General features: G+C 46.2%; 1 protein-coding gene. It reads right to left on the bottom strand.

From position 1 onward, the window contains the following. Positions 1-515 (bottom strand): ABC transporter substrate-binding protein (locus AB4496_RS28705; protein ID WP_372133493.1); only part of this gene is annotated, 515 nt, incomplete at both ends.

A 515-nucleotide genomic window follows, 5' to 3' on the forward strand; every position in this document is an offset into this window, starting at 1 on the left:
GTTCATTAGCATCATTGCTGACGTTTCGTCAGACGCGACTTTGTCGTTAACCGCCGTGATAGACGCTTGAGTCTCTTTAATGAGCGCTTCTACTTTAGCTTGCTTACCGAAGAGCTTGCCTAACGCGCGCCAGTTTTGCTGAGCATCAGCCCAGTATTTGTCACCTTCAATAGAGAACATGATGGTCGGAGCTATTTTTGCTAGTTGATCGTAAACCTTAAGCATACGGTTTTCGGCAATGATGATGTCAGGCTTCAGCATGTAGATAGCTTCAAAATCAGGTTCACTCAATGAGCCCGTATTTGCCGTCGTATCTTTGTACGAAGCTAGATAGTCAGGCATTAGGCTGTGAGGCGCGCCAACTGGCTGTATACCAATCTGATCAAGCACATCTAAGCTACCAAAGCCAAGTACTACAACGCGCTGTGGTACTTCGGTAAACTGCACCGTGCCCTTTACGTGTTCAATAGTGATTGTTTCCGCTTGAGCGGTCATTATCAATGATGATGCAAGAG

Origin of the sequence: Vibrio sp. 10N.222.46.A1 (assembly GCF_041473595.1) — a bacterium.
Taxonomy (GTDB): domain Bacteria; phylum Pseudomonadota; class Gammaproteobacteria; order Enterobacterales; family Vibrionaceae; genus Vibrio; species Vibrio tasmaniensis_A.